At 69.7% G+C, this 25759-nt stretch carries 30 protein-coding genes, 1 tRNA gene and 1 pseudogene; 17 read left to right on the top strand and 15 right to left on the bottom strand.

The window, feature by feature from the left end; translation table 11 throughout:
• Positions 1–312: pseudogene (locus BUE16_RS09725) on the bottom strand (transcription initiation factor IIB); the annotation flags it as partial.
• Positions 313–397: 85 nt separating this feature from the next.
• Between BUE16_RS09725 and rnhA the strand changes: the two are divergent.
• Together rnhA and BUE16_RS09715 are read left to right on the top strand one after the other, a co-directional pair.
• The gene (gene rnhA, locus BUE16_RS09720) at positions 398–988 is read left to right on the top strand and encodes a ribonuclease HI (protein ID WP_073309058.1); all 591 of its coding nucleotides are present in this window, start codon (positions 398–400) and stop codon (positions 986–988) included.
• Position 989: 1 nt separating this feature from the next.
• Entirely contained in the window at positions 990–1640 is a 651-nt protein-coding gene (locus tag BUE16_RS09715) for a DUF7108 family protein (RefSeq protein ID WP_234972374.1), read from the top strand.
• Between the two features lie 52 nt (positions 1641–1692).
• On the opposite strand, the gene BUE16_RS09710 is transcribed toward BUE16_RS09715, so the two are convergent.
• On the bottom strand, positions 1693–2058 hold the full coding sequence (locus BUE16_RS09710) for a PadR family transcriptional regulator (protein ID WP_073309110.1): 366 nt from the start codon (positions 2056–2058) through the stop codon (positions 1693–1695).
• 338 nt (positions 2059–2396) lie between these two features.
• Here BUE16_RS09710 and BUE16_RS09705 point away from each other — a divergent pair, with 338 nt between their 5' ends.
• The 6 genes from BUE16_RS09705 (at position 2397) to BUE16_RS09680 (ending at position 6281) form a co-directional block, all read left to right on the top strand.
• Positions 2397–2930, top strand: coding sequence for an inorganic diphosphatase (locus BUE16_RS09705; protein ID WP_073309057.1), 534 nt, complete (start codon positions 2397–2399; stop codon positions 2928–2930).
• Between the two features lie 129 nt (positions 2931–3059).
• Entirely contained in the window at positions 3060–3236 is a 177-nt protein-coding gene (locus BUE16_RS16950) for a hypothetical protein (RefSeq protein WP_200778410.1), read from the top strand.
• A 111-nt stretch (positions 3237–3347) separates the two neighbouring features.
• The gene (locus BUE16_RS09695; protein WP_073309053.1) at positions 3348–4271 is read left to right on the top strand and encodes a rhomboid family intramembrane serine protease; all 924 of its coding nucleotides are present in this window, start codon (positions 3348–3350) and stop codon (positions 4269–4271) included.
• A gap of 6 nt (positions 4272–4277) precedes the next feature.
• Positions 4278–5069, top strand: a complete 792-nt coding sequence (locus BUE16_RS09690) for an endonuclease V (RefSeq protein ID WP_073309050.1) — start codon at positions 4278–4280, stop codon at positions 5067–5069.
• Positions 5070–5152: 83 nt separating this feature from the next.
• A complete protein-coding gene (locus BUE16_RS09685; RefSeq protein ID WP_073309048.1) occupies positions 5153–5977 on the top strand; it encodes an SDR family oxidoreductase in 825 nt (274 codons plus the stop codon).
• A 4-nt stretch (positions 5978–5981) separates the two neighbouring features.
• Positions 5982–6281, top strand: a complete 300-nt coding sequence (locus tag BUE16_RS09680) for a hypothetical protein (RefSeq protein WP_073309046.1) — start codon at positions 5982–5984, stop codon at positions 6279–6281.
• Positions 6282–6290: 9 nt separating this feature from the next.
• Here BUE16_RS09680 and BUE16_RS09675 read toward each other — a convergent pair whose 3' ends face one another.
• On the bottom strand, positions 6291–7517 hold the full coding sequence (locus tag BUE16_RS09675; RefSeq protein ID WP_073309044.1) for an ArsA family ATPase: 1227 nt from the start codon (positions 7515–7517) through the stop codon (positions 6291–6293).
• Between the two features lie 224 nt (positions 7518–7741).
• On the bottom strand, positions 7742–8842 hold the full coding sequence (locus BUE16_RS09670; RefSeq protein ID WP_073309042.1) for a pyridoxal phosphate-dependent aminotransferase: 1101 nt from the start codon (positions 8840–8842) through the stop codon (positions 7742–7744).
• A gap of 75 nt (positions 8843–8917) precedes the next feature.
• Between BUE16_RS09670 and BUE16_RS09665 the strand changes: the two genes are divergently transcribed.
• Positions 8918–9436, top strand: coding sequence for a CinA family protein (locus tag BUE16_RS09665; protein ID WP_073309040.1), 519 nt, complete (start codon positions 8918–8920; stop codon positions 9434–9436).
• A 105-nt stretch (positions 9437–9541) separates the two neighbouring features.
• Entirely contained in the window at positions 9542–10048 is a 507-nt protein-coding gene (locus BUE16_RS09660) for a metal-dependent hydrolase (RefSeq protein ID WP_073309038.1), read from the top strand.
• A 38-nt stretch (positions 10049–10086) separates the two neighbouring features.
• On the opposite strand, the gene BUE16_RS09655 is transcribed toward BUE16_RS09660, so the two are convergent.
• The gene (locus BUE16_RS09655; RefSeq protein WP_073309036.1) at positions 10087–10848 is read right to left on the bottom strand and encodes a PHP-associated domain-containing protein; all 762 of its coding nucleotides are present in this window, start codon (positions 10846–10848) and stop codon (positions 10087–10089) included.
• A gap of 125 nt (positions 10849–10973) precedes the next feature.
• Between BUE16_RS09655 and BUE16_RS09650 the strand changes: the two genes are divergently transcribed.
• Complete coding sequence (locus BUE16_RS09650; RefSeq protein WP_073309034.1) at positions 10974–11270, top strand: DUF7565 family protein; 297 nt, start codon at positions 10974–10976, stop codon at positions 11268–11270.
• Positions 11271–11355: 85 nt separating this feature from the next.
• Here BUE16_RS09650 and BUE16_RS09645 read toward each other — a convergent pair whose 3' ends face one another.
• From BUE16_RS09645 to BUE16_RS09620, 6 genes are all read right to left on the bottom strand, one after another.
• Positions 11356–11811: a transcription elongation factor Spt5 gene (locus tag BUE16_RS09645; RefSeq protein ID WP_073309032.1), complete on the bottom strand. Its 456-nt coding sequence runs from the start codon at positions 11809–11811 to the stop codon at positions 11356–11358.
• A 2-nt stretch (positions 11812–11813) separates the two neighbouring features.
• The gene (locus tag BUE16_RS09640; protein ID WP_073309030.1) at positions 11814–11987 is read right to left on the bottom strand and encodes a protein translocase SEC61 complex subunit gamma; all 174 of its coding nucleotides are present in this window, start codon (positions 11985–11987) and stop codon (positions 11814–11816) included.
• 193 nt (positions 11988–12180) lie between these two features.
• Positions 12181–13374, bottom strand: coding sequence for a cell division protein FtsZ (ftsZ, locus tag BUE16_RS09635; RefSeq protein ID WP_073309028.1), 1194 nt, complete (start codon positions 13372–13374; stop codon positions 12181–12183).
• A gap of 60 nt (positions 13375–13434) precedes the next feature.
• Complete coding sequence (locus tag BUE16_RS09630; RefSeq protein ID WP_073309026.1) at positions 13435–14931, bottom strand: D-aminoacyl-tRNA deacylase; 1497 nt, start codon at positions 14929–14931, stop codon at positions 13435–13437.
• Positions 14932–15030: 99 nt separating this feature from the next.
• Positions 15031–16353 carry a sodium:calcium antiporter gene (locus BUE16_RS09625; RefSeq protein ID WP_073309024.1) on the bottom strand — a complete coding sequence of 441 codons (1323 nt, stop codon included), beginning with the start codon at positions 16351–16353 and terminating at the stop codon, positions 15031–15033.
• Positions 16354–16494: 141 nt separating this feature from the next.
• Complete coding sequence (locus tag BUE16_RS09620; protein ID WP_073309022.1) at positions 16495–17508, bottom strand: calcium/sodium antiporter; 1014 nt, start codon at positions 17506–17508, stop codon at positions 16495–16497.
• Positions 17509–17649: 141 nt separating this feature from the next.
• Here BUE16_RS09620 and BUE16_RS09615 point away from each other — a divergent pair, with 141 nt between their 5' ends.
• The 6 genes from BUE16_RS09615 to BUE16_RS09590 all read left to right on the top strand — a co-directional run bounded on the left by BUE16_RS09615 (position 17650) and on the right by BUE16_RS09590 (position 23758).
• Positions 17650–18486, top strand: a complete 837-nt coding sequence (locus tag BUE16_RS09615; RefSeq protein ID WP_073309020.1) for a shikimate dehydrogenase — start codon at positions 17650–17652, stop codon at positions 18484–18486.
• A gap of 123 nt (positions 18487–18609) precedes the next feature.
• Positions 18610–19413 carry a helix-hairpin-helix domain-containing protein gene (locus BUE16_RS09610; protein WP_073309018.1) on the top strand — a complete coding sequence of 268 codons (804 nt, stop codon included), beginning with the start codon at positions 18610–18612 and terminating at the stop codon, positions 19411–19413.
• Between the two features lie 541 nt (positions 19414–19954).
• Positions 19955–21631 (top strand): anthranilate synthase component I family protein, encoded by a 1677-nt coding sequence (locus BUE16_RS09605; RefSeq protein WP_073309016.1) that lies wholly within the window; start codon positions 19955–19957, stop codon positions 21629–21631.
• The gene (locus BUE16_RS09600) at positions 21628–22218 is read left to right on the top strand and encodes an anthranilate synthase component II (protein WP_073309013.1); all 591 of its coding nucleotides are present in this window, start codon (positions 21628–21630) and stop codon (positions 22216–22218) included. Before BUE16_RS09605 ends, BUE16_RS09600 begins: the two co-directional genes overlap by 4 nt.
• A complete protein-coding gene (locus BUE16_RS09595) occupies positions 22215–23297 on the top strand; it encodes an aminotransferase class IV (RefSeq protein ID WP_073309011.1) in 1083 nt (360 codons plus the stop codon). The genes BUE16_RS09600 and BUE16_RS09595 overlap by 4 nt, the downstream gene beginning before the upstream one ends.
• Positions 23298–23332: 35 nt before the next feature.
• Positions 23333–23758, top strand: coding sequence for a Rieske (2Fe-2S) protein (locus tag BUE16_RS09590; RefSeq protein WP_073309009.1), 426 nt, complete (start codon positions 23333–23335; stop codon positions 23756–23758).
• 93 nt (positions 23759–23851) lie between these two features.
• Here BUE16_RS09590 and BUE16_RS09585 read toward each other — a convergent pair.
• From BUE16_RS09585 to BUE16_RS09570, 4 genes are all read right to left on the bottom strand, one after another.
• Positions 23852–23926, bottom strand: a tRNA-Met gene (locus BUE16_RS09585).
• A gap of 110 nt (positions 23927–24036) precedes the next feature.
• Positions 24037–24561, bottom strand: a complete 525-nt coding sequence (locus tag BUE16_RS09580; protein WP_079991586.1) for a GtrA family protein — start codon at positions 24559–24561, stop codon at positions 24037–24039.
• Positions 24558–25397 (bottom strand): glycosyltransferase, encoded by an 840-nt coding sequence (locus BUE16_RS09575; RefSeq protein WP_073309007.1) that lies wholly within the window; start codon positions 25395–25397, stop codon positions 24558–24560. Before BUE16_RS09575 ends, BUE16_RS09580 begins: the two co-directional genes overlap by 4 nt.
• 62 nt (positions 25398–25459) lie before the next feature.
• Entirely contained in the window at positions 25460–25726 is a 267-nt protein-coding gene (locus BUE16_RS09570; RefSeq protein ID WP_073309005.1) for a hypothetical protein, read from the bottom strand.
• Positions 25727–25759: the final 33 nt, after the last annotated feature.

Genomic DNA, 25759 nt, shown 5'->3' with positions numbered 1-25759 from the left:
CTTGTCGTGCATCGTCTCGGTCACGGGCGCGCCGACCCGCGACTTTGACTGCCGCTCGGAGTGGTTGAACGCCCGCCACTCCGGCCCACGGTCGACGTGGTCCTCCTCGACGATGAGCCCCGTCGGTTCGTGCATCAGTTCGTCGTCAGCCGTGCGGACGAGGTCTTCCTCGTCGAACTCCTCGGGGTCGACCTCGTCGCGTTCTTTTTCATCCGCTACCGCTTCCGCTTTGGCCGCCGACTCGCCGGCACGCTCAGAGCCGGTCCACTGCCGTCGCTCGCGTTCGTCCCGCTGCCGGGTAGGCCCTGTCATCGTATTTATATCCTGTCCGGATACAGACAAATAAGGCTTTGTGGCGATGGCAACGCTTTCTCCCCGTCCCCCGCCAACGACGAGTATGCCGGTCATCGACTGCGACCCCGAGGCGGCCCGCCGACGGCTGACAGAGGCGGGCGTCGAGGTGGACGCGGGCAACACCGACCACGAGCGGTGGCGCGCCGAACGCGACGGCGCCGTCGCGGTGGCGTACGACGACAAGGTCGTCGTCCAGGGAGGCGACCCGCAGCGGCTCGCCGCGCTCGTCCGCGAGGGGGGCGGCCGCGGACACGTCTACTTCGACGGCGCGTCGAGGGGGAACCCAGGTCCCGCGGCCGTCGGCTGGGCGATCGTCACGAGCGACGGCATCGTCGCGGAGGGGAGCGAGCGGATCCCCGACACGACCAACAACAAGGCGGAGTACGAGGCGCTGGTCAGAGCGCTGGAGGCGGCCGTCGACTACGGCCTCGACGAGGCCGACGTGCGCGGTGACTCCCAGTTACTCGTCAAGCAGATCCGCGGGGAGTGGGACGTGAACGACCCCGGACTGCGCGAAAAGCGCGTCCGGGCGTTGGAGCTGCTGGAGCGGTTCGACCGCTGGAGCATCGAACACGTCCCGAGAGAGATAAACGAGCGCGCCGACGAGTTGGCGAACGAAGCGTTCGAGGCCTGAGATGGACCACCAAGACGACACAGCCGATGCGACGCGAACGGTATCGACCGACGAACACGGCGACGGCGCCGAAACAGCCGGCGCCGAAGCGGACGGCGACGGGTGGGACGAGGAGCTCCCCGAACCGACCGTCGACGCCGCCGAGCGGCTCACCCGACTGGCCCGCGAGGCCGTCGACGACGCGGAGGCGGACGCCTATCGTGCGGACCGCGCCGAGCGACTCGCCGAGTACGGCTTCACCGCCCGCGTCCGCGACGAGGACGACACCCTCGTGTGCCACCCCGACGAGTGGATCGAGGACGGGACCGTGCAGATCGACCGCATCGAGGACACCGACCGCGCCGTCGAGGTGTCGCTATCGGGGCCGGGCGACCCGGACGACTGGTCCGAGATCGAAGCTCACAACGCCGCGCTCGTCGAGCAGATCGCCGAGGAATACGGCGAGACCCACGCGGCGAACGCGCGGGCGTTCGCCGACTTCATGGGCAACCACTACGCGCGACCGATGGACTCGGCCGACGCCGACGAGGTACAGGAGTTCCTCAACGAGTACTACCCGCGCAACGCGTGGCCGTCGGAAGAACAGCGCGACGCCGTTCGAGCGTCGCTGCGGCACGTCTTCGAGGCCGCGGACGAGCGGACTCCCTTGTGAGCCCGTCCGGGCGGTGACGCCCCGCGAGTGATCGTTTCGGTGACGCGTGTGTCTACGCGTCGAGCGCAGCGTCGACGAGTTCGCGAACGTCGTCAGCGCGGTCCCCGTCGGTGGCGTACTTGCCGACAACCCAGTTCAGACGGTCCAGGACGGCATTTTGACCAGTCATAGTCAGTTCGTACTGGTTCGTCCGCTTGTCGAGTTCGCTCTTTTCGACGAGCCCCAGCTCGACGAGGTCGTCCAGGTTGGGGTACAGCCGACCGTGGTTGACCTCGGCGTCGTAGTAGCTTTCGAGCTCGCGCTTGATCGCGAGTCCGTACATCGCCTCCTCCGAGAGGATGACGAGGATGTTCTGCTGGAACGCGGTGAGGTCCCGCGCGATGCTACCCACTTCTGCTTCCGCTTGTGCCTCTGACATGGTCATTGGATTGGAAGTCATGGGAGTATTTAATTGTTACCAACCACAACATCAATTCTGGATATAGAAGGTCTGAGAAGCCACTATATCGACAATCGTCTTCGCTCTCATCCCCCCAGCTTGTCAATCGCTTATCCAGAATGGACGGCGAGAACGCATATAATTCCTCGGGCGATATTATTCGGGGAAGCGGACACAAGTACTCTTTGAAGAATCTTCAGGGGTGACCCCAGGCGCACCGCGCGCGAATGCAAGCAGATCGATCGAGCCACCGAGGGGAGCCGACGCCGACTGCGTGCCGAAAGGTCTTTGCTCGCGTTGGCGGAACCCTCAGGCGCATGACGAACCTCTGGGAAGACCTCGAGACGGGCCCGAACGCCCCCGAGGAGATCTACGCCGTCGTGGAGTGTCTGAAGGGCGAGCGTAACAAGTACGAGTACGACAAAGACATTCCCGGCGTGATGCTCGACCGCGTCCTGCACTCGAACGTCCACTACCCCTCGGACTACGGCTTCATCCCGCGGTCGTACTACGACGACGAGGACCCCTTCGACGTGCTCGTGCTCGTCGAAGACCAGACGTTCCCGGGCTGTGTTATCGAAGCTCGTCCCGTCGCCCTGATGAAGATGGACGACGACGGCGAGCAGGACGACAAGGTCATCGCCGTCCCGAGCGAGGATCCCCGGTACGACCACATCGAAGACCTGGAAGACATCCCGCAACAGCAGATCGACGAGATCGACGAATTCTTCCAGACCTACAAGAACCTCGAGGAGGGCAAGGAAGTCGAGACGCTGGGCTGGGAGGACAAGCAGGCCGCGATGGACGCCATCGAGCACGCCCAAGACCTCTACGACGAGAAGTTCGCGTAACGCTCCGAATCCTGCCGTTTTCGGTGTTCTCGATCCGTTGGGATTAGCCGTGAGCATGGCTCCGCTCCCGTGCATACATTATGCTCATGAGTAATCTTTTGTGGTGCGACCGGCAAGATGTACCCGAACATGGCCGCGAAACAGCCCGCCGTCGGCATCGACCACGTGACCGTCGTCCCGACGAACGCCGCCCGCGGCGACGATCCGACCGCCGACCGAGACGCGGTCGACGCCGACGAGGCCAACGAGGCCGGCGTCGGCCCCGGCGACGACCCCGGCGACGACCGCGCTGGCGACGACGCGTGACCACCTCGACCCTCCCGACGTGCCGGCGTTCGACAAGCGAGTCACCGCGCGGGTGCGCGTTCGGATCCCGGAGGGGGCAGACATATACCCCGCCCGCGGCTAAGGCGGGTAATGGCGAAGTGCGCGGAGTGCGGCGAGTACGAGAATCTCCCGTACCAGTGCAGACGCTGCGGACAGACCTTCTGTGCGGAACACCGCCTCCCAGAGAACCACGACTGTCCGGGGCTGGGCGAGTGGAACGATCCGGGCGGAGTGTTCGATTCTAGCTTCGATGACGGCGTCGAGGAGAGCGGGTCCGACGGGGGCGTCGGTGCCCGTGTGAAGTCGCGGATCGACCGCGAGGCGGGGACCGGCGGGATCGCGGGCGCGTTCCGGGGAAACATGACGTACGTGTTCCTCGCGTTGATGTGGATCACCTTCGCCGCCGAGTTCGCCGTCATCTTCACGCTCGGTGGCGGGACCTTCACCGAGTTGTTCGTCCTCAGCGGCGCGAACCTCATCCGGGGCAACGTCTGGACGGTGGTCACCTCGGTGTTCGCGCACTCCCCGAACGCCTTCTTCCACATCGCCGGTAACTCGATCGCGCTGTACTTCTTCGGGCCGCTGGTCGAGCGCTACCTCGGCTCGAAGCGGTTCGCCGGGATGTTCCTCGTGACCGGCGCGGTCGCGGGGCTCGCACAGATCGGGACTGGCCTGCTGCTCGGCAGCCCGCTCACGAGCGGCGTCTACGGGGCCTCGGGTGCGATCATGGCGGTGATGGGCTTCCTCTCGGTCGTGAACCCGAACCTCAAGGTGATGCTGCTCATCCCGCCGATCCCGCTGAAGATCCGAACGATCACGCTCCTCTACGCCGCGCTGTCGGTGTTCGGCGTGTTCTCGGCGGGCTCACTCGGCGGTATCGCCCACGCCGCCCACCTCTCGGGACTCGTCCTCGGCGTCCTGTACGCGACCGTCGCCGACGGCCGTCGGAACGTGCCCAACCAGATCGGCAGCGGCGGGGGCGGACTCGGCGGCGGCGGTCGCGGACCGTTCTGACTGACGATGGTCGATCCCGTCCGTCCCGCGTATCTCCCGGACCCCGCGCTCGACCGCGACGCGATGGAGGCGCTCCAGCGCGACATCGCAGACGCGGCCCGGTTCGCGGACGATCTCCCGTTCGATCCCGGGAGCGTCGGCATCGATCCGGATCCGCGCGACCCGGACCCGTCTGGCGACCCGCCACTCGTCGCCGGCGTCGATCAGGCGTTCCTCGATGACCGCGTGGTGTCGGCGGTCGTCGTGCGCCGCGGCGACGAGGTGATCGAACGCACGTACGCGCTGACGGACCTGTCGATCCCGTACATCCCCGGCCTGCTCGCCTTCCGGGAGGGCGGTCCGATCGTCGACGCGCTGGCGACGCTGGAGTCAGAGCCGGACCTGTACGTCCTCGACGGGAGTGGCCGGATCCACTACCAGCAGGCCGGAATCGCCGTCCACGTCGGCGTGCTGTTCGACGCGCCCGCCGTCGGCGTCGCGAAGTCGCTGCTGTGTGGAACGCCCGAGGCGAGCGTCGACGGCAGGCCCGCCGGCTGGCGGACGCCGATCGTCGCTGACGGCTCGGTCGACGCGCCGGCGGGGACGGCGATCGGGTACGCCTACCAGTCACGGCAGTACGACTCCTCGCCGGTGATCAATCCGCTGTACGTGAGCCCCGGTCACCGGGTGAGCAGCGAGACGACGGTCGACCTCGTCGCGGCGCTGTGCGACGGCTACAAGCTGCCCGAGCCGACCAGGCTCGCGGACGCGTACGCCGACGAGGCGAAAGCCGAGGTCGCCGACGACCGAGACGGCTGAGGACGCGGAGACGGGTGAGGGCGACGGAGTCCCGCGCCGACGAGACGGCGGGAGTTAACTTCGGGGCCCCCGAGACCGGTGACATGACCAGGACCGTGCTCATCACGGGGTGCTCGTCCGGCATCGGACGGGCGAGCGCGAAGGCCTTCCTCGAGGAGGAGTGGACGGTGTACGCGACGGCGCGCAACCCGGCCGACATCCAGACGCTCGGCGACCACGACGACTGCCGGATCGCGACGCTCGACGTGACCGACGCCGAGGACATCGAGCGCGTCGTCGACCGGATGCTCGACGAGGAAGGGCGCATCGACGCGCTCGTCAACAACGCCGGCTACGGTCAGATGGGTCCCGTCGAGGACGTGCCGACCGACGCCGTCCGCGACCAGTTCGAGGTGAACGTGTACGGCCCTCACCGGCTGATCCGCGAGGTGCTGCCCGCGATGCGGCGCCGCGAGGACGGCGCCATCGTGAACGTCTCCTCGGCGGCCGGGCGAGTCTCCTTCCCGGGCGGCGGCGTCTACTGCGGCTCGAAGTACGCGCTGGAGGCGATGAGCGACGCCCTCCGCAACGAGGTCCGCGAGTACGGCATCACCGTCTCGCTGATCGAGCCCGGTCCCGTCGAGACCTCCTTCGAGGACCGCGTCGAGTCGGAGATCGAAGGAATCGAGCGGTCGGGCGCCTACGAGTCGTTCTACGAGCTGTTCGAGGACTACGACGCCATCGGCGGCGGCGGGTTCGCGGCCGTCGAACCGGAGCGCGTCGCCGAGGATATCGTCGACGCCGCGAGCTCGACGAAGCCGCCCGCTCGCTACCCGGTCGGCCCGCTCGCGACGGTCGCGGAGGTCGGCCGGCTCGTCCCGACGCGGATCGCGGACTCGCTGTGGTCGTTCGCCTCGAAGCTGTCGTGAGCCCGTGACGGACGACGACGACGGGGGGATCGACGACCGGCTCAACGCGCTCTACGAGCACCTCGCTGCGACCGCCGAGCGGCCGATCGCCCGCGCCGCGAGCGCACGCCTCGGAGAGGCGGAGGCCGTCGCACGCGACCTCGCGGATCGACCCGCCGAGCCGGAGACCGTTCGCGAGCGCGCGGGCCACGTCGTCCGCCTGCTCCGCGAGGCCGGCGACACCGAGGACGAGGCGGCCGACGAGCACGTCGCCGCGGCGCTGGAGATCGCTCGGGAACTCGCCGGCGACGATGACCCGACGTAACCGTCCCGCTCAGGCGAGGCAGGCAGCGACGACGCGGAGGGCGTCCTCGCCGCGCACCTCGTCGGCGAGCAGGGGGACGCGTTTCACGTCGCGGCCCCGGTAGAGGTCGGTCGCCTTCGAGAGGCTGTTCTGTTGGACCTCCCACCGGCGCTGGCAGAACTCACAGTCCTCCAGGTTCGGCGTGACGATCCACGAGGGGTCGACGTCGTCGCCGAACGCCGCGACCTCGCGGGGGTCCTCCGTCACGCGGTTCACGACCAGCGTGTTCACCGGGATGGAGAACTCGTCGAGCCGAGAGACGAGGCGCTCGGACTCGACGACGCTCATCTCCTCCGGCACCATCACGACCCGGAAGTCCGTCTTCGAGGGGTCCTGCAGCGTCTCGCGCAGTCGGGTGATGCGCTCTTTCAGCTCGTCGAGGTCTGGCTCGGCGGCGGTGTTGTCGCCCATCCCGAACATCCCCTTCATTCCGTCCATCATCCCGGAGAACTGCTGCTTGATCTTCATGATCCGGCCGACCATCGAATCGAGCGTCTCGGGCAGTTGGAGCAGGCGGAGGGTGTGTCCGGTCGGCGCGGTGTCGACGACGACGCGGTCGAAGCGCGGGTCGTCGAGGTGCTCCAGCAGTTGGCGCATCGCCGCGGCCTCGTCGGCGCCGGGCATCGTCCCGCCGAACATCTCCCCCATCGGCGAGTCGGTCATCGCCTCGCCCATCCCGCCGAGGCCGCCGAGGGGGCTCTCGCCGCCGGTCGAACCGGCCGGGCCGCCCGCTGACTCGTCGCCGCCGGCCGCTCCGTCGGCGCCGCCCCCGCCGGTCGTCATCCCCGCGCCGAACATCCCCTCCTCCATCGCCGCGTCGGGGTCGATCTCCGCGGCGTACAGCGGAACGTCCTCGCGGATGCGCGAGGGGTGCGCGGGAATGTCGGTGTCGAGCGTGTCGGACAGCGAGTGCGCCGGGTCGGTCGACACGACCAGCGTCGCGACGCCGTCGTGCGCGCTCGCCAGGGCCGTCGCGGCCGCGCACGTCGTTTTGCCGACGCCGCCTTTCCCGCCGTAGAGGACGTACTCGGGCGCGTCGGGGGCGTCGAGACCGGCGGCACCGCGCACGTCGATCTCGGCGCCCATTCGCGACGACGGTGCGGCGCCGTCGCCGCTGCCACTGTCGGCCCCGCCGGCGTCCGCGTGCTCGTCGGGGTCGTCGATCTCATCGACCGGCTCCACGTCGATGTCGCTCATTGCCGGGAGCGAGGGGGCGAGAACTTGTCTATCCGTTGGTCGCGGGGCGACCGAGCGCGCGGCAGTCGGACCGTCCGACGGTTAAAATACGATACCGGTACCACCCCGTCCCGGACGCACGGGGTCGGCGCCGCCGACCCGCAGTCCGCGTCGCCCCTCGCGTGCCGTCGGAGCGCCCGGGGCCGAGCAACGAGAGCGAGCGATCAGACCGGTCCCGTCGTCGGCTACGCGAAGTAGTCGGCCAGCCGTGCGGCCGCCTCCTCGACGCGCGGGGTCACGAGCGCGAACCGGAGCCACTCGCCGCGCGCCGAGCCGAAGGTCTCGCCCGGCATCCCGGCGACGCCGGCCTCGTCAATCAGTCGCTTGGCGTTTTCCATGGTTCCGGGGAAGTCCTCGAAGCGCGCGAGGACGTAGAACGCACCCTCCGGCGTCGTGTACTCGGCGCCCGCGGCGTCGAGGGCGTCGGTGAACATCGTCACGCGCTCGCGCAGCATCGCGCGCACGTCGGCGTAGTAGTCGGCGTCCGTCTCCCGGAGCGCCCGCAACACGGCGGCCTGCGGCGGGCGCGAGGTGGCGACGTTGACGAGCATGTGCCGGGTCTTCGCGGCGTCGACGAGCCGCTCGGGGAGCACCGCGTAGCCGACGCGAAAGCCGGTGATCGCCATGGACTTGGAGTAGCCGGTCGTCACGATCACGCGGTCGCTGTCAAGCGTCAGCGCCGATTCGAACTCCCCGGTGAAATCGAAGTGGTCGTACACCTCATCGACGACGAGCGTCGCGTCGACCTCCGCGGCGACGCGTTCGAGCTCCGCGACCGTCTCGCGGTCGTACACCGCACCGGTCGGATTGTTCGGCGTGTTCACGAGGATGAGCCCGGTCTCTTCGCTCGCAGCCTCCCGGAAGCGCTCGGGGTGGATAGAGCCGTCGCGCTCGGTCGGAACGAGCGTCGCGTCGCCGCCGAGGAGTTCGGCTTTCCCCGGGTAGTACGGGTAGACGGGGTCGGTCAAGAGGACCTCGGAGCCGGCGTCGCGGTCCATCGCCGCGGCCATCGCGAGGTAGTTCGCTTCACCCGTCCCGTTGGTGACGACGATCCGATCGGCGTCGACGTTCCGACGGGCGGCGATCTCCTCGCGGAGGTCACGGAGCCCCTCGCTGGGCGGGTACTGGAACTCGTCCGGGTCGGCGTCGGCGTACTCGCGCAGCCCGTCGCGAAGCGCGGTGGGCGGCTCCCAGTCGGGGTTGCCCGACACCATGTCCACCACGTCCCGGTCGGCGGACGCGGCATACTGCATCACGTGGAAGAACTGCGGACGCTCGTAGTGCACGGCTTCTCAGCGGTACTGCGAGCCGTCGCTCCTTCACTCCCGCGGTCTTAAGCCGTCGCCGGGCGATCAGAGCCTATGTGCGAGTCCGAATCCGACCCGCCCGTCGAGGAGCGCGTCGGCGACGCACTCCGTGACGCCGACCAGACGATCGCGACCGCCGAGTCGTGCACCGGCGGCCTGATCGGGTCGCTTGTGACCGACGTGCCCGGCTCCAGCGACTACTTCGACCGCTCGGTCGTCACCTACAGCTACGACGCGAAGCTGGAGGAGCTCGCGGTGCCGCGAGAGTTCCTCGACGAGGAGGGGGCCGTCTCCGAATCCGTCGCCCGCGCGATGGCCCGGGGCGTCCGCGACACCGCCGGTGTCGACTGGGGCGTCTCCACAACCGGCATCGCCGGTCCGGACGGGGGGAGCGACCAGAAGCCGGTCGGAACGGTCTTCATCGGCGTCGCGTTCGCCGGCGAGTGGGGGGCTGGCGAGAGCGGCGCGACCGTCGAGCGCTACGAGTTGGACGGGACGCGGACCGAGATCAAATCGCAGATCGCGCGGCGAGCACTTTCCGATCTCTTTGCCGCGGTCGACGAGCGCCGGTAGCGGGCGGCGCGAGTCCCTGCCGGTATGGCGACCCTACCGCGTGACGCCGGTCAGGTCCGATCGAGGAGCCGAAACGATTTGGTCGTCGCGGCGGCACGTGGAGTCGTGAACAAGAAGGGCCACGTGCTGAACGCGGTGCTGCTCGCGATCGGACTGGCGTACATCCTCCGTCCGTCAGGCGACATGGAGACGTTTGTCACCATCGCCGAACTGTTCGTCCCGCTCGTGCTCGGTGCCCTGTTCCCCGACGTGGACACCGCCTTCGGCAAGCACCGCAAGACGCTCCACAACCTCCCCGTCCTCGGCGTTATCGTGGCGTACCCGATCTACTTCGGGAACCTCCAGTTCGTCTGGATCGGCGTCGCGACGCACTACCTCCTCGACGTGGTCGGCAGCAAGCGCGGCATCGCGTTGTTTTATCCGGTGACGAAGACCGAGTACGGACTCCCGGTCGGCGTCACGACCTCCAGCAGCCGGGCGGACGCGCTCACCGTCGTCATCACGCTCGGCGAGCTCGCCGCGCTGGCGGCCGTCCAGTACTTCCTCGTCGACTTGAACACGGGGACGCCGCGCGAGGCGGTCGCGGCCGTCCTCGCCGGCTTGCCGGTGTAGACGCGCCTCGGTGTGAAACGCGGCGCCGCGGCCGCCGATCAGTAGACGGTCACGTCGTCGAATCGCCCGTCGTAGGCGATGTGTCGAGGGTGGGTCGCCTCCATCCCCGAGAGGAGCAGGCGATCGAGTTTCCCCCACGAGTTCTCGTACCCGAGGTGGGTAAACTCCACCAGTCGGCGCAGGCGTGTCGCGGGGTCGGTTCGTTTTACGACCGAGCGGGCAGCGCCCCCCTGTAGCGCCACCACAAGTGCCTCTTCCCCCCGAACATCGTCTTCGAACTCGGTCCACGCTGCGCCAACGGTTCCGCGGAGGTGCGCGTACGACGAGCCGAAGCCGGGGATGTCGAACGCCTCGGCGATACGGCGACCGCGGTCGTTCTGGTGGTCGAACAGCTTGGCGTTGTACGTCTCCACGGCGTCGACGCGGTCGCGGTAGGCGCCCACCTCGGCGCGGGTGAGACTCACGTTCATGAACGCCGGGTGCGGGACGATTACGGCCGCGTCCTGACGCTCGAACTCCGCCAGCGCCGCCTCGAAGGTGATGAAGTCCGGGACCGGGTCGTCCAGTCCGACCGCGAGGAGGTGGCGGCGGTTCCCCCAGTCGCCGGTGAACACTTCCCGGGCCGGCACCACGGTGACCTCGTCGGTCGAGAACCGCTCGGCGCGCTCGCGGATCTCCGGGAGCCGCGTGAAGTGGGGGGCGTACACGAGCGTGTCGATACCCGACTCTCGCGCCCGCTCAACAACGCGCTCGTCGAGCACTTTGACGTGGGGGTCGACCCGCGTCGGTCCTCCGCTCACACCCGGAGGTCGACCGCGTCGACGTTATGGATTCCGCTTCGGAGTGGAGCCGAAAAGGCAGACAGCGGGCGAATCACCGCGGCCCCACGGGAACGCTTAAGCGAGTCTATCCTCTGCGTGCGGGTATGTCCCGGTGGGCCTGTGGCCTCGATGGGTGCGACGCGGCGTTCGACGCGGTCGAGGACGCCATCGTCCACCAGACGACCGCACACGAGCGACACGAGTGTCAGGTGTGTGGCGCCGTCGTCCCCGACGGGTACTTCGCGATCCGTCACGCCCTCGACGAGCACACCCGCGCCGAGTTCGTCCGCGCGTACGACGCCGACTCCGACGATGTCCGCGAGCGCGAGCGGATCAAAGCCGACATCGAGGACATCGCGGATCTGGACCGGATCGTCGAGCGCGTCGACGGCGCTGTCTGAGCGCCACGTCGCCGGTTCCCGTGTCGCAGACGGTGGAGTGACCCTTCGGCCGAAAAATAAGAGATCGGACGGTGCTGCGAGCGGGTCAGCGCTCGTCGCTGTCGAGCACGCGGATCTGGTCGCCGCGCACCGTCACCGGAATGGGGACGGTCGCCTCGTACAGCTCGACGGTCACCTGGTCTTTCCCCTCGTCGATGCGCTGCACCTGTGCCTTCTCGCCTTTGAACGGGCCGGCGATCAGCTCGACGATGTCGCCCTCGGCGATCCCCTCCACGTCCGGCGTCGGCGAGAGGAAGTGCTCGACCTCGGACATCGACGACTGGCCGGCCTCGCCGCCGGGGCCCTCGACGAGCCCGCGGGCGTGGGGCACCTCCTCCAGCACGCGGCGGATGATCGCGTCGCTGTCCGCCTCGACCATCACGTAGCTGGTGAGCTGATCGGGCGCGAGCACGGCGTGGATCTCGGCCATCTCCTTGCTCGCGATCATGTCCGCGACGGTGCGCTCCTGGCTGGCGGTGGTCTTGACGGAGTAGATGGGCACCGTCAGATCCCCCCGGTGACGACCGACATGACCGCGAAGATGACGAATCCGAGGAACCCGACGAGGAAGATGCCTGCACCGGCGATCTTGGATATCTGGGAGAACTCCTCCCAGGAGGGCGTGCTCGCCAGTTTGAGCACCCTGACGTAGCTTGTCAGGTCATACTTGACATCCATGGTTACCGGGCGTACTTCGCCGCACCTTCTATATCTGTTGCTCTGCCGGCGAAGCGTCCGTCACGGCGACGCACGCGGGACGGCGCGTCGGCTGGCGAACATCGGGCGTGGGAAACCGAAGACCGGAGCGCGGAGGGAACCGCAGGCGGGGAGTCGACGCCGTGGGACTCCGTCGTCGGGACGAGCGGGTGCGTTACTCGACGTAGTCGATGTCTTCGAGGCGGTCGCCGGCGGTCGCCTGGGCGGCCTCGTTCCGGCCGTAGATCTGCGGGGAGTCGACGCCGGTGACGACTATCATCGTGCGCATCGAGCCGTCGAGTTCCTCGTCGATCGATGTCCCCCAGATGATCCGCGCGTCGGGGTCGATCCGGTCGTAGATCTCTTCGACGACGCCCTCGGCCTCCTCGATGGACATGTCGGAGCCGCCGGTAACGTTGACGAGCGCGGAGTTGGCCCCGGAGATATCGACGTCAAGCAGCGGCGAGCGGAGCGCCGACTGGACGGACTCCTGCGCCTTCGTGTCGGAGTCGGACTCGCCGAGACCGATCATCGCGACGCCGCCCTTCTCCATGACGGTGCGAACGTCGGCGAAGTCGAGGTTCACGAGGCCGGGCTTGGTGATGAGTTCGGTGATGCCCTTCACCGAGCGCATCAGCACCTCGTCTGAGATCTTGAACGCCTGGCGGACGGGGAGCTTCCCGACGGCGTCGAGCAGGCGGTCGTTGGGGACGACGATCACGGTGTCGGCCACGTCGCGGAGGCGTTCGAGGCCCGCCTCCGCGTTGGTGCGTCGCACCTCGCCCTCGGCGGTGAACGGCGTCGTGACGATGGCGATGGTGAGCGCGCCGATCTCGCGGGCCGCCTTCGCGACGACGGGCGCCGAGCCGGTGCCGGTGCCGCCGCCGAGTCCGGCGGTGACGAACACCATGTCGGAGCCGTCGAGCGACTCGCGGATCTCCGACTGCGACTCGATGGCCGCCTCCTCGCCGACCTGCGGGAGCGACCCGGCGCCGCGGCCCTGGGTCTTCTCCTGCCCCATCAGGATTTTCGTGTCCGCCTCGATGTTGACGAGGTGCTGCACGTCGGTGTTGGCCGCCACGAGCGTCGCGCCGTGGATACCCTCCTCGTGCATCCGGTTCACCGTGTTGCCGCCGGCGCCGCCGCACCCGACGACGGTGATGTTCGTCTGGAGGTCCTTCAGAACGTCCTGAAGCTCCTCGTCGGTCATCTTCCCCGTTCGCGAGGAGTCGCCGCCAGAGTCGGGCGATCTCGCCGCGGCGTCGCCCTCGACCTCGGCGGCCGCCGGATCGGCGGAGGTCCCGTTGTCCCCCGGCTCCCCGGCCTCCTCCTCAGCCTCGTTGATCGCGTCCTCAACGATGGAGTCCATAGGTATGAGGGGCCGTTGCCGACGGAGAGTTATTATCCTTCCCCTCGCGTCTTGCCTCCGTCAGACAGCGAACACCTTCTCACGCTCGCGGGAGACCGTCTCCGGCCGGATCGTCTCGCCGTCGACCTCGACCGGTTCGCCCGCCGAGAGCGCGCCAAACTTCGGCCCCTCGGGGATGCCCAGCGTCGCCGCCCGCTGCGGGTCGAACGACTCGACCCGGGCGCGGACCGCGTCGCCCTCACGGACGACCTCGTCGTACTTCCCCGCGAGCACCGCCGCGAGGTCGTCGACGAGCGCGTCGTACGGGCCGGAGTCGGCTTCCGCGTCGCCGTCGGGCGTCCGCGTCGACTCGCGCGGACTCGCCGGGAGCGCGGCTCGCCCGGCGGCGCGCGTGCCCGCCTGCTCGGTCTCGAAGGCGACGGCGTGGCGCTCGACGGCCGCGCGGGCGGCGTCGGGGTCGATCCCCTGTGCCTCCGCGAGCAGGTCGCCCGGGAGGTCGACGACGCGGTAGGCGTCGTGAGTATCTCCCCCAGGATCGCTGCCGGCCGCGCCGACGTAGTCGGTCCGTTCGCCGAAGCGGAGGCCGTCGTCGACCGGGCGGAGGTCGGCCTCCAGCGCGTCGACGAGGTCGAGCGGCCGGTCGTCGACCGCGCGGACCCACGACTCCCCGACGACCCGCACGTCGCGGTCGGCGAGCGCCTCGCGGAGCACGGAGTACTCCCCCTCGATGAGCGCGAAGTCGGCGTCGCTGGCGCGGATCGCGGCGTCGAGCACGTCGGGGCGCTCCTCGGGGTGTCCGAGCTCCGCCACCTGCCAGTCGGCCGCGATGTGGCCGACGCCCCAGGCGGTCTCGCGGATCACCCGCTCGAACCGGGGGGCGTAGTGGCCGCCGCCGAAGCCGACGACGTGACGCGGGCGGTCGGGATCGCCGACCGCGACGGTCGCGCCGCGGGCGGGGAGCGCCAGCACCGCGCGGGCGACCGCGTCGGCGCCGTCGGGGTCGTCCCACTGCTCGTCGTCGCTGCCGAGTTCGGCGAACACCGCGGGCGTCGCGAGGTCGGTCGGGCCGTGGTGCGTCCCCTCGATGGCGACGCCGTACCCGTCGGGCGCGTGGTCGTCGAAGCCGGCGACGAGCGCCCGCTGGACGCCGGGACACGCGGGCGCGAACGACCCCGGCTCGCCGCCGTACTCCGCGTCGCCGAAGTTCCCCGTGAAGTGACACGTCAAGAGCGGCCCGGTGTCGCCCGAGTGGCGCGAGACGAACACGAGGTAGGCTGGGTCCTCCGAAAACGCCGGGGTCGGGTCGTCGAGGTGGATGTGCAGGTCGGCGAAGCTGCGCAGCTCGAACCGTGTGGGCGCGTCGCCGGCGGGCTCCCCCGCGTCGTCGACGATGGGGACGGCAGGAGCGTCGGAGGCGTCGAGCGTGTGGTACGTCCCGCCGCCGTCCGCGTCGGCGCGGGCGTCGTCCGTTCGCTCGGTCCACTCCGCGCGTTCGAGCAGGCGTTCGCCGATGTGGGTCGAGGCGCGATCCGCCCGGGAGACGACGATACCGATCACTGGCGGTCGGTAATGCGGTGACGGGTGAATACGCGTCGGTTTCGGAATCGGCAGATCGGGGATCCGACGCGACCGAGACGCCGCCTCGGGGGACCCGCGTCAGTCCGCGGGCTGTTCGTCGCCGCCGACCGCGTCACTGACGGTCGACTGCGTCAGCGAGGCGACCTCGCGGATCGCGTCCCGGCGGACCGCAAGCAGCGCGATCGTCAACACGACGTACAGCACGGTGAACGCGTGCAACAGGAGGATGGAGTTCGCCTCCGCAGCCGCCTCCGACATCGTCCGGATGAAGTAGAACTCCGCGATCACCTGCGAGAGGAACAACACGAGCAACAGCAGCGCCTCGCGGACGGAGATTTTGAAGTTGATCAGCACCGCCAGCGCGAAGAAGCTCTGTGCGGCGGTGATCCAGATCTCGGCGGCCTGCTTCGTGTCGAACATGAGCACGCCGTACTCCCCCAGCGAGATGCTGTACACGACCGCGAGCGTCCCGATGAGCAGCGTCCACTGGTTCAGCTTCGAGGAGATGAGCGCGTTGAACGCCGCCGTCGCGCGCGCCTTGTTCACGAGGTAGGCGGTGACGATGAGCTCCGGGCTCTCGGAGGCCAGCGGCGCGATCCACTGGATCATGAAGAACTTGGGGATGCCGTATTGGACGCCGAGCTGCTCCAGCCCGTGGGCGAACGGCTCGACCGCCGTGAATATGAGGAGCCCGGAGTAGGCGAACAGCGCGAGCACCGAGGTCGCGCGGACCGGAAACGGCTTCGACTGGAGGTACGCGGGCACGCCGACCTGCTCTTCGATCTCCTCGACGTCGCCGCGGACGATCACGAGAATGTACGCGGCGTACAGCCCGACGAGCACGAGCGTGTCGATGCCGCCGATGCCGCCCCCCAGCGGGACGAAGAACGCGTAGACGGTCGCGACGAACAGGAACGCCACCTCGAGGGCGATGTCGCGGTCGAGCGAGACGTAGTCGCCGAGGAGGCTGTCGTTCGTGACGACGCTTGGGTCCTGCCCGCCGGTGTACGCCTGGTAGATGGAGAACAGCGCGATGCCCGACCAGCCGATGCCGATGAGGATGCGGTTCGCGCCGGTCATGTTCGCGACCGCGAGGTTGGCCGCCTGCGCGTCGCCCTGGCCCGCCTGCCAGGCGTACAGCGCGTCGACGGCGTACTCAGGCGCCACCGCAAGCACCGCCAGTACGGCGATGGCGAACGCGCGCGGGACGTCTTTCTCCGCCGTTTCGGCGCCCCACGCGAGCAGGAACGACGCACCCAGCACCGCGACGCCGCTGACGGCGACGGTCTCGAGCGTGGAGAATCCGGCTCTGAACCCCGTCACCCACGACACGATCCACGGGAGCGTCAACCCCACCCCGCCGAACAGCGCGACGAGCGGACTGCGAAGCCGTGAACTCATTACCGGGACCGAGCGCGGTAGTGACCCTTACTCTTGTGCTTTGGAGTCGCCGCGAACGGCTCCATCGAGCCGTGATCACATACGGATCAGTAGATAGGAGCCGACCGGAACCGAGAGCCGGGTTCGGATCGACCCGCCCCGCTACGGCAACAGGAGATAGAAGAACACGAGGTACCCCCCGACGAGCGTGAGCCCGTCGAGTCGTCCGATCTCGTCGCCGCCCCGGATCATCACGACGGCCGCCGCGCCGGTGAACACCGCGAGCGCGGGCAGGTCGAAGGAGACGACCCCGGGGGAGACGAACACGGGAACGAGTATCGCGAGCACGCCCAGCACCGCGAGCACGTTGTAGATGTTCGACCCGACGACGTTCCCGACCGAGAAGTCGGCCTGCCCACGGACCGCGGCGACGACCGAGGCCGCAAACTCCGGGAGCGACGTGCCGAAAGCGATCACCGTCAGCCCGACCAGCCGCCGGGAGAACCCGATCTGAAACAGCATCGACTTGGAGTGAGTGATCAGCCATCGAGAGCCGAACAGGAGCAGCGCAAGGCCGACGGCGACGTACGCGATCTGTCGAAGCGTCGCGCCGAGGCCGGCGTCGGGAGCGACCTCCGGTACGTCCTCGACGACCGCGCCGCCGTCGGCGACGGTTCCGTCCTCGCCGACTGCAGCAGCCTCGTCTGCCGTCCCTCGGTACAGCACGTAGGTGAACGCCGCGAGCACGACGAGGAACACGGCGCCCTCGGGCCGACGGATCACGCCGTCGAGCCCGAACCCGATCAACAGCGCCGCAGCGAGCGCCATGAACGGCAGGTGTCGGTGGGTCATGTCGCGCGACACCGACAACGGACGGATCAGCGCGGAGACGCCCAACACGAGCCCGATGTTTGCGATGTTCGACCCGAGGATCGTACCGAGACCCATGCTGGCTTCTCCCTCGATCCCCGCGACCACGCCGACGAACAGCTCGGGAGCAGTCGTCGCGAACGCGACGACAGTGACGCCGACGAGTGCCGCGTGGAGCCCGACGCCGAGCGCGAGGCCCGCGGCCCCCTTCACCAGCGATTCGGCGCCGAGGTACAACAGCATCACGCCGAGGATCAAGAAGAGCCCGTGCTCGGAGATGAGTACATCAAGCAGTTGAAACAGCATTGTTCGGGCAGATTCGATCGCATGTGTTGAATCACGCGACCCGGGTATCAACGTTGATTTCTGAGTGCGGCCGATCCAGTCACTGCCGCGCGTCGGCGCCGCACGCCGATGTTTAAGCCGTCGGACACCGCACGCGGATCCATGGACGTGTACGGACTCGTCGGGAACCCGGTCGGGCACTCGCTGTCGCCGCCGATGCACGAGGCGGCGTACGACGCGCTCGGATTGGACGCCCGCTACGTCACCTTCGAACCGGACGCCGAAGACGGCGCGGCCGCCGTCGACGCCGCGGCGACTCTCGGGGTCGCCGGCCTGAACGTCACGGTCCCGTTCAAGCGGGACGTGCTGGAGGCGGTGGAGCCGGACGAGTTGGCCGCGGAGGTGGGCGCCGTGAACACGATCGACTTCGCCGGCGACGTGCCGCGCGGGTACAACACCGACGTGGCTGGCGTCCGCCGGTCGTTCGACCACCACGGGGTCGAGCGCGAGGGCGCCGCCGCCGTCGTCGTCGGCGCGGGCGGCGCCGGGCGGGCCGCGGCGTTCGCGCTCGCGGAGGCGTCGGTGTCGCTGCACATTGCCAACCGCACCGCCGAGCGCGCGAAGGCGCTCGCCTCGGCGGTCCGCGCGTCGGTCTCCGACGACCTGGACACGCCGACGGCCGTCTCCGCGGGCGGGCTGGGCTCGCTCGCCGAGCACGTGCCGGCCGCCGATATCCTGGTGAACGCGACGACCGTCGGGATGGAGTCGGACGAGACGCCCGTTCCCGCCGAGTACCTGCACGAGGGGCTGGCGGTACTGGATGCGGTGTACGCCCCGCTGGAGACGCGGCTCCTGCGGGATGCCGGCGCCGCGGGCGCGACGACGATCGACGGCGCGTGGATGCTGCTGTATCAGGGCGTCGAGGCGTTCGAACGCTGGACCGGCGAGGACGCCCCGGTCGACGCGATGAACGACGCGCTCCGCGCGGAGTTGGCGTAGCCCCGCGTCCGCGGTGTACTCCCCGCGACCGGCGATGAGCCACCGAAGCGTCGCCGCTCCTGCCCGGTGTTTTCTCGCCGATCGGCGCTGGATTTTTAAAAAGCGGCGGCGTGGGTTCGTCAAATGGGACTTCTTCAGCAGATCAAGCGCCTGCTGGGCATCGGACGCGATCAGTCGGACGAGCCCACCGCAGAGACATCAGTGACGGTCGAGCGCGAGCGCGACGACCCGGACCCCGAGACGGGAACAGAAGACGCCGTCAAGGGGACCGACGAAGTCAGCGACGACGGTGACGCGGCGGCCGCGGAAACGGACGCCGCCGCCTCCACCGGATCGACCGTCGACGCCGGCGACGATGGCGCCGCCGAACCCGCGGAAGCCGCCGCGAGCCCGGGCACGGAGACGGTAGCCGACGAAGCCGCGGGCGAAACCGACGAAACCGACGAAACCGTGGAGGCGAGTGAGGCTGCCGACGGCGAATCGGAGCCCGCCGCCGCCGAAACGGACGCCACCGCCTCCACGGAGTCGCTGGTCGACGAAGCCGAAGCGACCGACAAGGCGGCCGCGAAAGCCGAACCCGCTGAGGCCGCCGGCCCCGAGTCAGAGGATGTTACGACCGACATCGACGAGGTGGAGCCAGATGCCGACGAGGTGGAGCCGGACGCCGACGAGCCGGAGGGAGACGAAGACAGCGTCGACGACGATGGTGCAGCCGACGGTGAGTCCGAGGACGCCGGCGGCGCCGATGTCCCGGTCGACCAGATCAAGGGGATCGGTCCCGCGTACGCCGAGCGCCTCGCGGAGATCGGGATCGAGACGGTCGCGGATCTCGTGACCGCCGACGCCGAGGCGGTCGCAGAGCAGACGAGCGTCTCCGAGAAGCGCGTCGGGCGATGGATCGACCGCGCGGCCGACTTCGACGCGTAGCGAGCCGGACGGTCCGGACGAGCCGCTCAGCACGCGGTAGCGCGGAGCCTCCGTCCTCAAACGCGAGGGAAGCGAGCGGTAGGGCGGAGAGGAAGCGCGTTCGTACACGCTTAATGCGGCCCGCGATGCACCCTCTGCTACTGTCGTCCTCGCACAAGTCGGGGACGATAGGGACCACTCGTGAACTGGCCCCTGTGGCGCGAGCGTATCGCGTCCTATACTCGGGAACGACGACCGCGAGCGGGTTCAACTCCTGCCCCTCACTTGAGGGTAGATCGTGAGAACACCGGGAATTAAATCGGCGGGACAATCCCGACCTCGGTCTGAGTGGGAGGCGTATCAAATCGCGCCCACGCCGAGGCAAGGACGGTAAGAGGAAGCCGGGCCGCGTCCAAGCATGGGGTCGCGGGGCACAATCTCGTTTCGGTAAAGCCCCCTCCTCAAGGAGTGACCGACCGCCGCAAGGCGGGAGGGAGCGAGTAGGGCGGGGGAGTTTACTCAGAACCGAACCCGCTTTTTCGCTGCCGCGACACGACCACGCATGGAAACGGTCACCGATCGCGAGCGGTTTCGACGCCTCGCGGCCGACGCGCCCGCTGACGCCCGGATCCCCGTCGAGCGCCGGATCGCGGTCGACGATCCCTTCGACGCCTACCGCCGCGCCCGCCGCGACGAGCGCCCCGGGGTGTTCTACGAGACCACCAGCGGCCAATCCGGCTGGGGCTACTTCGGCGTCGACCCCGCGGAGACGCTGACGGTCGGTCCCGAGGCGGTCGTCTGCGACCCCGAGCACCCGGGCCACGGCGACTACGCTGCCCCGTCACCGACGCTGTCGGCGCTGGAGGGGCTGCTGGAGACGGGCACGCTCGTCCGCGGCGACTGTGACGTGCCGTACCCGTGCGGCGCCTTCGGCTGGCTGTCGTACGACGTGGCCCGCGAACTGGAGTCGTTCCCCGACGACGGCGCGGTCGACGACCGCGGGCTGCCGCGGCTCCAGGCGGCCGTCTACGCGACCCTCGCGTCGTGGGAGGAACCCCGAGGGGACCCCGAGAGCGGCGAGGGGCCCACGACGCTGCGGATCACAGCGTGCCCGCGCGTGGTGGACCACCCGAACGCCGACGCCGCCTACGACGCCGGGCTGGCCGCCGCCGGCGATCTGATCGACCAGGTGCGCGACGGCGACCCCGCCGTCGGTCCCGCGCCCGCCGCCGGCGACGCCGTGGGGCCCGACGGCGCCGACGACGCCGGCACGGCGACGGCGACGTTCGAGAGCGACTGCGGCCGCGAGGCGTACGCCGAGCGCGTCCGCCGCATCGAGGAGTCGATCCGCGCGGGCGACACCTTCCAGGCGAACGTGAGCCAGCGCCTCGCGGCGCCGGCGGCGGTCCATCCCGTCACCGCCTACGCGGCGCTGCGGGCGCGCAACCCCGCGCCGTACTCTGGACTGGTGGAGTTTCCCGGCGTCGACCTCGTGAGCGCGAGCCCCGAACTGCTGCTCCGGCGCGAACCCACGGGGGCGGCCGACGAGGGCGGCGGCGACGCGAACGGGGAAGCGGGCCGCGACGGCGAGGGCGACCCGGGGGCCCGGCTCGAAACAGAGCCCATCGCCGGCACCCGACCCCGCGGCGGCGACCCGGATGCGGACGCCACGCTGGAGGCCGAACTCACCGGCGACGAGAAGGAACGCGCCGAGCACGCGATGCTCGTCGACTTGGAGCGCAACGACCTCGGAAAGGTCAGCGAGTACGGTAGCGTCTCCGTGCCGGAGTACCGCCGAGTCGACCGCTACTCGGAGGTGATGCACCTCGTCTCGCTGGTCGAGGGCGTCGAGCGGGACGACCGCTCGCTGGCGGACACGCTCGCGGCGGTGTTCCCCGGCGGCACCATCACCGGCGCCCCGAAGCCGAAGACGATGGCGATCGTCGACGCGCTGGAGGGCACCCGGCGCGGCCCGTACACGGGGTCGATGGTCGCCGCCGGCTTCGACGGTCGTCTCGTCGCCAACATCGTCATCCGGACGCTCGTTCGCACGGGCGACCGCTACCACCTCCGGGTGGGCGCGGGCATCGTCCACGACTCCGACCCAGAGGCCGAGTACGAGGAGACGCTGGCGAAGGCCCGCGCGCTCGTCCGGTCCGTGGACGACGCGCTCGACGCGGACATGGCGGTGGAGGGGGAGCGAGCGCGCGAGGAAGCGAACGGGGGGACCGACGAGTGACCCGCGTGCTCGTCGTCGACAACTACGACTCGTTCGCGTACAACCTCGTCCAGTACGTCGGGGGGCTGGCCGACGAGGTACTCGTCCGGCGCAACGACTGCGTGACCGTCGACGAGATCCGCGGTCTCGATCCGGACGGGATCGTCGTCTCTCCCGGCCCCGGCACGCCCGCGGAGGCCGGCGTCTCCGTCCCGGTGTTCGAGGAGCTGACCTACCCGACGCTCGGCGTCTGCCTGGGACACCAGGCGCTGTGCGCCGCCAACGGCGCCGCGGTCACGCTCGCACCGGAGGTCGTCCACGGGAAGCCCTCGGACGTGCGTCACGACAGCCGCGGCGTGTTCGCCGACCTGCCCGAGCGCGTCGAGGTCGGCCGATACCACTCGCTGTGCGTGGAGCACGACGCGGTCCCCCCGGTGCTCGCCGAGACCGCCTGGACGGACGACGAGCGCGAGGTCGTGATGGGCGTGCGCCACACCGAGCGCCCCCACGTCGGCGTGCAGTTCCACCCCGAGAGCATCCTCACCCCGGACGGGAAGGCGATGATCCGCAACTTCCTCGGGGGCTGCGAGCGAGGGACGATCGAATGAGCGACAATCGCGAAGGCGGAGACCGCGCCGCCGACCTCGTCTACCACGTCGACGGGGAACTGGTCCCTGCGGGTGAGGCCGCGGTGTCGGTGACGGACCGCGGCTTCCAGTACGGCGACGCCACCTTCGAGACGGTCCGGGCGTACGGCGGGACGCTGTGGCGGTGGGACGCCCACGTCGACCGGCTGTTCGGAAGCCTCGACGCCCTCGGGATGCCCGCCGACGAGATGGGCCTGTCCGCGCTGGACCTCCAAGCCCGCGTTCGCGACACGCTTCGGGCGAACGACCTCGGCGACGCGTCCGTCCGCCTGTCGGTGACGCGCGGCGAGACGCCCGGCTTCGCGCCGCCCGCGGCCGACGAGACCGACCCCACGGTCGTCGTGCTCGTGAAACCGCTGCCGCGCGGCGGGCGCGAGGACCGCGGCGGCGCCTCGACGTGGGAAGGGCCGGCGACGCTCCAGACGGTGAAGACCCGCCGCGTGTCCGACCGGGCGATCCCGAGCGACGCGAAGACGCATAACTACCTGAACAACGTCCTCGCCCGCGTCGAGACGCGCGTCACCGGCGCCGACGAGGCGGTCATGCTCGACGGCGACGGACGCGTCGCCGAGTGTGCGACGGCGAACCTCTTTTTCGTCGCCGACGACGCGATCCGCACCCCCTCCCTCGACGGGCCGGTGCTCCCCGGCGTCACCCGCGCGGAGGTGCTCGACATCGCCCGCGAGGAGGGGTTCCCGGTCGAGGAGGGCGCGTACACGCCCGACGACGTGCGCGGCGCCGACGAGGCGTTCATCGCCTCCTCGATACGGGAGATCCGCCCGGTCGGGACGTACGACGGCGTCGAGATCGGGGGTGTCTCCGAATCGGTAGGTTCGGAGGCACGAGAGACCTCGTCCCTCGGAGGCCCGGTGACAACGCTGCTGTCGCGGCTGTACGACGAGCGCGTGGAGGCGGAGTGTTACGCGGTCGGCGGTGGCGACGACGGCGAGGACTCCGACGGTGAGGGCGCCATCAGCCGAGACGCCGACGACGACGATTGTGGAGCCGACCGCGACCGCGGCGATCCCGCACCGGAATAGGGAGGCATACAAACGCGCCGCCTCTTCCCCGTCGTATGGACGAGGCCGCGCGCGTCGCCGACGCCGACGACGTGCTCGAGGGCGAGACGCTGTTGTTCACCGTCCGCGACGACGAGGGCGAGCTGGCGGAGGCGTTCTGCACCCGCCTGGCGGACGGGACGGTCGTCGCGTACCGCAACTACTGCCAGCACTGGACGGACGTGCGCCTCGACAAGGGCGACGGGGCGCGCGTCACGAACGGTGAGGTGTGGTGTCAAAAGCACGGTGCGACGTTCCAACTCGACACCGGCGTCTGCGACTTCGGCCCCTGCGAGGGATCGGTGATGGAGCGCGTCGACATGACCGTCGCCGACGGCGGCGTGTACGTCGACGACGAGGCGTACGCCTTCGAGCACCTCGGTCCCAGCGGCGTCGACAAGGGCGACGGCGGCGACAGCCGGATCGACTTCACCGGGAACTAGCGGTGAGCGCGATCCGAACGACCGGGTGAACGAGCCCACCGCTCACGGGGTCACGTGGTTGGAGAGAACGACTGAATCCGGAGCCGAGGAGAGTAGCGGGAGGTAGATTTGAACTACCGATCTCCGGGTTATGAGCCCGGCGGAATCTCCTGGCTATCCCATCCCGCTACCGGATACAATTCGACCTGTACTTGTAAGGGTTGTGTTTCACATCCCGCCGCCGTGTGGGAGTTTCACCCACGATACGTGGCCGCGGACACCGCGGCGCCGCCGGAGCGTCACTCCAGCACGCGCCAGGTGAACAGGCTCTCGGCGACGTAGTTGAGCGTCAGCCCGACGCCGATGCCGATCAGGTTGGCGACGGTCGGCCAGAGATCGCGACCGGCGACGAGCAGCGAGACGTCCGTGTGGGAGGTGAGCAGCCATAGCGTCGCGAACGCGACGGCGAGCCCCCCGAGCCGGACGAGGTGGGACTTCCCCCAGCGACGAAGCAGCGCCACCCCGCCGGCGTCGCCCTCGTCGCCGAACGTGTAGCGGTCGTTCAACAGGAACATCAGGGTGATCGACGCCTCCGCGCCGACCGCCTTCGCGGCCAGCGGCGCGGCCGCCGCGAGCGTGGTCAACAGCGCGACGATGACCGTCTCGAGCGTCGCGCCGGCGACGCCGACGGAGACGAACTGTCCGATCCGGACGCCGGAGACGAGCGCACCGAGCCCCCCGTCGCTCCCGGCTGCCGCCCCGCCGTCCGTCGTCGCGTCCGGACTGTCCGTCGTCGCGTCCGAGCCGTCAGCGTCGCCGCTCACGGGTCTCCCCCGTCGCTCACGGCGCCGCGGTCGTCCGGGCGATCGATCAGTGCGACCCCCTCCTCGCGGTCGATCAGCCGGTGCAGCCGGTCGTCGCGGATGAGCCGAGCGCGGTGGCGCGCCACCAACAGTCCGCGACCCATGTCGAGCGTGTCGCCGACGGGCGAGACGGTCGATCCGGGCTGGTCCTCCCACGCGATCGGTACCTCCGCGATCCGGTAGTCCAGGGCTCCCGCGACGGCGACGAGTTCGATGTCCCACGCGAACCCCGGTTCGTACAGGTGATCGCGGACGCGCTCCCACGCCGTCGCCGTGATCGCCTTCGCGCCGCACTGGTAGTCGTACAGCTCCGCGTCGAGCAGGCGGCGGGCGATCCACGCGAACCCGTCGCCGAGGAACCGTCGGGCGAACGTCTGGTGGGAACGGACCACGGAGTCCGGGTGGCGCCGCGACCCCGCCGCGAGGTCGGCGCCGCCGTCGCACACGGGGGCGATCACGTCCGCCAGCGACGCCGCCGGGGTGGCACCGTCGGCGTCGGCGAAGGCGTACACGTCCGTCGAGAGCGCCTCGAACCCGGCGGTGACGGCCGCGCCCTTCCCGCGGCGACGGCGGGCCACGCGGCAGTCCACCCCGGCGGGGAGGTCGAAGGGGGCCGCCGCCCCGGCGGACTCGCCGTCCGCGGAGCCGGCGACCGCGTCCGTTCGGCCCTCCGGGAGGTCGAGCTCGACGCGGAGCTCATCGGGGTCGAACGTCTCGCGGATCGCGCGGAGGTAGGTCCGGAGCCGACCGGGGTCCGGGTGGTAGGCGGGGACGACGACGCCGACGGTCGGCTGCATACCGACGACTTCAGCATCGCCGGATAAAAACGGTACGAACGCGTCTCGCGGCGCGGGGCCGGCTACCGCCGGAGGAACGACCCGACGAGCACGAACAGCCCGAGGAGGGCGACCCCCGCGAACACGGGGAGCATCGTCGCGTCGGCGCCGGGGGGAAGCGTCCCGCCGGCGACCAGCACCTGCACGACAAGGTTGCCCGCGACCGCGCCGACGAGTGCGGTTCCCCCGACGATCGGGAGCCGGCTCCCGCCGAACGCCCTCTCGTCGTCGCCGTCCGCGGTCGCTCCACCCGCCGCGTCGTCTCCGTCGGTCGCGTCCTGCCGAGTCACACGTGCGATCGGGGCCGTCGGCGCTTAGGGGTT

It is taken from the genome of Halobaculum gomorrense, from assembly GCF_900129775.1.
Classification (GTDB): domain Archaea; phylum Halobacteriota; class Halobacteria; order Halobacteriales; family Haloferacaceae; genus Halobaculum; species Halobaculum gomorrense.
This window is presented reverse-complemented; position numbering and strand designations above follow the sequence as displayed.

Coding starts and splice junctions, on each gene's coding strand:
- BUE16_RS09625 (WP_073309024.1), bottom strand. CDS start 16,353: ATGAGTTCACGGCTTCGCAGTCCGCTCGTCGCGCTGTTCGGCGGGGTG.
- BUE16_RS09650 (WP_073309034.1), top strand. CDS start 10,974: ATGTCCCGGTGGGCCTGTGGCCTCGATGGGTGCGACGCGGCGTTCGAC.
- BUE16_RS09705 (WP_073309057.1), top strand. CDS start 2,397: ATGACGAACCTCTGGGAAGACCTCGAGACGGGCCCGAACGCCCCCGAG.
- BUE16_RS09590 (WP_073309009.1), top strand. CDS start 23,333: ATGGACGAGGCCGCGCGCGTCGCCGACGCCGACGACGTGCTCGAGGGC.
- BUE16_RS09715 (WP_234972374.1), top strand. CDS start 990: ATGGACCACCAAGACGACACAGCCGATGCGACGCGAACGGTATCGACC.
- BUE16_RS09640 (WP_073309030.1), bottom strand. CDS start 11,987: ATGGATGTCAAGTATGACCTGACAAGCTACGTCAGGGTGCTCAAACTG.
- BUE16_RS09675 (WP_073309044.1), bottom strand. CDS start 7,517: ATGAGCGACATCGACGTGGAGCCGGTCGATGAGATCGACGACCCCGAC.
- BUE16_RS09595 (WP_073309011.1), top strand. CDS start 22,215: ATGAGCGACAATCGCGAAGGCGGAGACCGCGCCGCCGACCTCGTCTAC.
- BUE16_RS09685 (WP_073309048.1), top strand. CDS start 5,153: ATGACCAGGACCGTGCTCATCACGGGGTGCTCGTCCGGCATCGGACGG.
- BUE16_RS09695 (WP_073309053.1), top strand. CDS start 3,348: ATGGCGAAGTGCGCGGAGTGCGGCGAGTACGAGAATCTCCCGTACCAG.
- BUE16_RS09710 (WP_073309110.1), bottom strand. CDS start 2,058: ATGTCAGAGGCACAAGCGGAAGCAGAAGTGGGTAGCATCGCGCGGGAC.
- BUE16_RS09615 (WP_073309020.1), top strand. CDS start 17,650: ATGGACGTGTACGGACTCGTCGGGAACCCGGTCGGGCACTCGCTGTCG.
- BUE16_RS16950 (WP_200778410.1), top strand. CDS start 3,060: ATGGCCGCGAAACAGCCCGCCGTCGGCATCGACCACGTGACCGTCGTC.
- BUE16_RS09620 (WP_073309022.1), bottom strand. CDS start 17,508: ATGCTGTTTCAACTGCTTGATGTACTCATCTCCGAGCACGGGCTCTTC.
- rnhA (WP_073309058.1), top strand. CDS start 398: ATGCCGGTCATCGACTGCGACCCCGAGGCGGCCCGCCGACGGCTGACA.
- BUE16_RS09605 (WP_073309016.1), top strand. CDS start 19,955: ATGGAAACGGTCACCGATCGCGAGCGGTTTCGACGCCTCGCGGCCGAC.
- BUE16_RS09665 (WP_073309040.1), top strand. CDS start 8,918: ATGTGCGAGTCCGAATCCGACCCGCCCGTCGAGGAGCGCGTCGGCGAC.
- BUE16_RS09690 (WP_073309050.1), top strand. CDS start 4,278: ATGGTCGATCCCGTCCGTCCCGCGTATCTCCCGGACCCCGCGCTCGAC.
- ftsZ (WP_073309028.1), bottom strand. CDS start 13,374: ATGGACTCCATCGTTGAGGACGCGATCAACGAGGCTGAGGAGGAGGCC.
- BUE16_RS09610 (WP_073309018.1), top strand. CDS start 18,610: ATGGGACTTCTTCAGCAGATCAAGCGCCTGCTGGGCATCGGACGCGAT.
- BUE16_RS09575 (WP_073309007.1), bottom strand. CDS start 25,397: ATGCAGCCGACCGTCGGCGTCGTCGTCCCCGCCTACCACCCGGACCCC.